The sequence below is a fragment of the Paraburkholderia sp. WS6 genome, from assembly GCF_030464835.1.
GTDB lineage: Bacteria > Pseudomonadota > Gammaproteobacteria > Burkholderiales > Burkholderiaceae > Paraburkholderia > Paraburkholderia madseniana.
On the sequence record NZ_JALQCK010000096.1, the window covers coordinates 1 to 5086 of the forward strand.

The window sequence follows — 5086 nt, forward strand, 5'->3', positions numbered from 1 at the left end:
GAAACCCTATAACGAATGGCCGCTATCGACAAACTTGAGCGACCGCTTCGGGTCGCCTGCTGACCGTCGTGCCAAGCAATATCTGAGCGCTGTTACTCGGTCGAACCAAATTTGCGCATAGCGCTGACGGGTTAATATGACGTGGGTAATGTCAACTACGAATTCCGCCCATTCGAAGTGATCGTCGTACCCGTTTGAGGCGCTGAAAGCGACGTCGACGAAGCCCGTCCCACATAGGGATGGTTGTGCGCAGTGGCCATCGCGCAAACGGCGGCGTCGAGGGACTCCGAATTGGAGCGGCATCGGTGCTGCGCGCGATGCCGCGCTGCTGGCTAACATCATGAGTGGCGTCCAGACTCGATGCATGTCTGGGCTGGGTCATCCGATCGACATGGAGCGGGGCCGTGACTTGCCGCAAGCTGAAGGTTTACGCACTCGTATTCTGCGTCGCGGGCGCATTGTTGGGCAGCGTCGCGGCATCGGCAGATGAAGTTAAGGTGATGATCTCGGGCGGGTTTGCGTCAGCCTATCGCGCACTGGGGCCACAATTCGAGGAGGCGGCCGGCGATACGCTGGTCACCGTCTGGGGGCCTGTGGTGGGCACGGCCGCAAATGCCATCCCTGTGCGACTTGCGCGCGGTGAGTGGGCAGACGTGCTGATCGTGGTCGGCTATGCGCTCGACGATCAGATCAACGCCGGCAAGGTCGTGTCTGGCAGCAAGGTGGACTTCGCACGCTCGGCAATCGGCATCGCGGCTCGCGAGGGGGCGCCGAAGCCGGATATCAGCTCGGTCGACGCATTGCGGGGCACACTGCTCGCCGCGAAGTCGATCGTCTATCCGGACGACGCGAATGGAGTCTACATCGGCAGTGAACTATTCCGGCGTCTCGGTATCGAGGGGCGGGTGGAGAACAAGAGCCGCATGATCCCGGCCGAGCGGGTCGCCAGTGTCGTCGCGAACGGCGAAGCGGAGATCGGATTTCAGCAGATCGTCGAACTGTTGCCGGTGGACGGGGTGACGGTGGTCGGCAGTTTGCCCGCGGAGGTACAAAGGTACACGGTGTTTTCCGGGGGCATCGCCACCAATGCCAAAAATCCAGCGGGCGCAGAGGCGCTGATCCGTTTTCTGTCATCGCCGGACGCGGCCCCCGCGATTGAGGGGACCGGGCTCGAACCACTAACACCGCAGACTGCGAACTGAGCGAAGCTGTGAGCCCAGCGGGCCGGCGACCTAGGTGACGGTCGGATCTTCCGAGAACGGCCAGGAAGCGACGTTCACGTGATGCCGCGGTTGGACACTGGAGCGTCGGTAGCACATCGAAAGCGGTCACTGAATCTAGCAAACTCGGTGACGGTTCATCGGCCGAAGCGGTCACTCACGAAAGCAGGATTTCGCCGGTCTCACAGACGGCAGTGAAACAAATCTACAGCTATTAAGCTGACAATAAGCTTGGGTCTCTTATCCTGATGATGACGCGAAAGCAATTCGCTCACTTCCCTTTTTTTGAATGGAGGCCTGACATGTTGCGTCACATTACTGCCACTACCCGAACCGTTCTTGCCATCACCACCCTGACTGGCCTCGTTGCCATCGATCAGGCCGTCACATCACACCGCAGTTCCGTAAGTGCGCCCAGGCAGACGCAGACGACTCTCACGGATGACGCCAGGGGATCGCCGATGGACGCGGGCAATGCGCCGCTGTCCTCGTTGCAGCTCGCGGTGTTGCTTGAAGGATTCAACTGGCAGGCCCTCAACGATGCCGCACAAGCTGCATACGCGCGCACTCCGTAACGTCAGGGAGGCTCGCCGCACGGCGGGCCTTTTTCACTATTTCGCCGCATACCCGTCAGTGCATGACGCGCTGTCGTCTGCGCGCGTTCACGGGATTGGCGATTTCGTCTGTCGGAACTGAATGCGTTGCGCCTGGTGAACAGCCGATACGCGACGTCATAAAAAGTTCTTATCTCCCACGGCGCACAATCGTATCAGCCAAGCGGTACAAGCCTTCGGTGGAAATCCGGTGCTGCTGGCGATCGAGCAATTCAGTGTTGCTCAAAAATTGCGCGGACTGCAAAGATAGACTCGCTCGATCCCTTACCGGATCTTGCGGCGAGGCACCAGACGCAGCGGCGGGGCCCGGAAGGGACGTGCGGTTCCTATGACCCAGAGGAGCCGAATTCCCCCACTTCCGATGGATGATCAAGTGAAAGTCAATTCTCTAATTCTCGCGTCTGCAGCAATGTGGGCCACGGTGGCCCATGCGCAGAGCAGCGTGACGCTATACGGTCTTCTCGATGCCGGCGTCACGTATACGAACAATCAACATGTCAGCGGCACGACAGGTCACAGCAACGTGCAGGCGACCAGTGGCAATCTCAATTCCGACAGATGGGGACTGCGCGGCAGCGAAGATCTCGGCTCCGGTATGCATGCCATCTTCACGTTGGAGAACGGTTTCAGCATCACCAACGGAAAATTGGGCCAGGGTGGCCGTATGTTCGGCCGTCAGGCCTGGGTGGGCCTCGCGACAGACCAGTACGGCTCAGTGACACTAGGGCGTCAATACGATTCGGTAGTCGACTATCTTGGACCCATGAGCCTGACTGGCACGCAGTATGGAGGCACCCAGTTCGCTCACCCGTTTGACAACGATAATCTCGATAACTCGTTTCGCGTCGACAACGCGATCAAGTATGCGAGCGCGAACTATAGTGGCCTGAAGTTCGGCGGCGTCTATGGCTTTTCAAACCAGGCCGGCGCCTTTGCGAACAACCGTCTGTACAGCCTGGGCGCGTCATACAACACCGGTCCGTTGAACGTCGCGGCGGCCTACATGGAGATCAATCAGCCCGGGGTGAATAGTGGCGGCGCCCTGGACGGCACCAGCACGTCCGCCGACGCACCGTTCACCGCGCAACGTCAGCGCGTCTGGGGCGCGGGAGCGAACTATTCGTTTGGCGCCGCAACCGTCGGACTGGTATGGACCCAGACGAAGCTTGACAGTGCGACCACAATCAGCACCGGCTCGCCTTCGAACCCCACGAAGTTCGGCAATGCAAGCGGCCTTAGCTTCAACAACTATGAACTCAATGCGCGCTACGACCTGACGCCGGCGTGGCGTATCTCAGGCGCCTATACATTTACCGATGGCCGCCTGAGCAACGCGACAACGAACGCCAAACCCAAGTGGAACCAGATCAGCCTGCTGAGCGACTATGCGCTCTCCAAGCGGACGGATCTCTATCTCGAAGGCGTGTATCAACATGTCAACGGCGCGAGCGGCACCGTGTTGAATGGTGCGTTGATCAACGGTATTGGCGCGCAGTCGGCGACGAATACGCAAGTTGCGGTGACCGCGGGCATTCGCACCCGCTTCTAACTCCCAGCTCTCACAAGACGCGGCCGTCCCGCCGCACTTCCTCAAGATATCTCATCGTCGAAAATGCAAATGATTCAGAAAAAGTTAGTCACCCTGCTGAGTCTGGCCGCGACGCTATCCGCATGCGGCGGCAACAGTTCATCGACGCCCGCCGCGACACCCGCGTCTATAGCCGTCCCTGCTTCAGTGACCGCCGCTCAGTCGGGCTACAAGATTTCGGTCTTTGCCAAGGCGCCCGGCACGCTTTTGCCCGACGATCTCGTCCAGCACGGCAGCAACATCTTCGCCGTTGCGCAAGACAGCAATAACAATCCGGACGGAACGACAGTCGCGGGTACGTCGCCGCAAAGCCAGGTGATCGAGTACGATCTGAACGGCAATGTCGTCAAGACGTTCAACGTACCGGGACACCCGGACGGCATCATGGAGTTCGATTCGCACACGGTGTGGGTCAGCACCAATGAAGACGCGAACCCGCTTTTGATCGTGATCGATACCACGGCCAATACCCAGACAACGCTCGCGCCTGACGTTACGCCGGCACATGATGGCGGACTCGATGACATGAAGCAGCTCAACGGGGTGGTGTATGTGTCCGCATCGCATCCTACACTGGGAGCCGCTACTGTAACGGCGCCTAAAGGCGTGAGTTCGGTGCCGTCGGCTTATACCGTCACCCTGAATCCGGACAACAAGACGTTTCATCTGACGCCCGCTCTGATGGGCAATGCGGCAGCGACGAACATTGCAACGAATACGCAAGTCATGCTTAACATGACCGATCCGGATTCGATGGCAATCGACCCGGCCGGCAACGTGGTCGTCGATAGTCAGGCCGACGCCGAACTCGTGTTCCTGAAGAACCCTGGTGCGAGTCAGTCGGTGAGCGTGTTGCCGCTTATGTTGTCCGGCAACGCTGCACCGGTGGACGACACGCGTTGGGCACCTTCAGGCAGTTCGTTCATGCTGGTGTCGGACAATAAAACTCAGTTGATCTATCGCATCGATGCAAGCGCTGGCTTTACGGCCGGAACGGCGTACGCCTCCGGCCAGGGCACGCTGTTGCAGCTCAACACTTCGACGGGGGCAATGACGCCGGTCTATACCGGGATGGGTTCCCCGCACGGAATGATCTTTGTAGGCCAGTAGCCGGCCCACTGCTGTCCATTCGGCGCACGCGATGCAGTGCGCTGGATGGGCAGCCGACTCGGACCTCGCGTCGTATCAGATGACACGCTCGAGGCGAGCCCTGCGCTTGGGCACGCTTGGGCCATTGTGTGAAGCAATCGGGTATGGAATTCAAGAAACTCGACCGTCTGCTCCGGGTTGACTCCGGTCTCAGGTCTCGCTCGTAAGCGCCCCTTCACCGAGCGCGGGACAAGACGGCTTGCGAACGTCCGCAAAGGCCGACAACTCGCCGAACGGCACGATTGGGCGAAGGTCCGCTGTACCTTGGAAGCCGTCGTTGAAGGAGCAACGGGTCGAGGGCCCCTGTGGGTCGATCAGCGACTGTCGTCATCCGGCTCAGTGCGTTTAGGGTTGTTCGACGCCTGCCATGGTCCGCAGGAATGTGAGTGCGCCACCGTGCTGCGTTTAGGGTTGTTCGACGCCTGCCATGGTCCGCAGGAATGTGAGTGCGCCACCGTGCTGCGTTTGGGGTTGTGCGACGCCTGCCATGGTCCGCAGGAATGTGAGTGCGCCAC

At 59.8% G+C, this 5086-nt stretch carries 4 protein-coding genes; all 4 read left to right on the forward strand.

The window, feature by feature from the left end; translation table 11 throughout:
• Positions 1-404 precede the first annotated feature (404 nt).
• The gene (locus M0D64_RS44530) at positions 405-1202 is read left to right on the forward strand and encodes a substrate-binding domain-containing protein (protein ID WP_266262272.1); all 798 of its coding nucleotides are present in this window, start codon (positions 405-407) and stop codon (positions 1200-1202) included.
• Between the two features lie 320 nt (positions 1203-1522).
• Complete coding sequence (locus M0D64_RS44535; protein WP_266262273.1) at positions 1523-1795, forward strand: hypothetical protein; 273 nt, start codon at positions 1523-1525, stop codon at positions 1793-1795.
• 412 nt (positions 1796-2207) lie between these two features.
• Entirely contained in the window at positions 2208-3383 is a 1176-nt protein-coding gene (locus M0D64_RS44540) for a porin (protein WP_266262274.1), read from the forward strand.
• 69 nt (positions 3384-3452) lie between these two features.
• Entirely contained in the window at positions 3453-4532 is a 1080-nt protein-coding gene (locus tag M0D64_RS44545; RefSeq protein ID WP_266262276.1) for a hypothetical protein, read from the forward strand.
• Positions 4533-5086 lie beyond the last annotated feature (554 nt).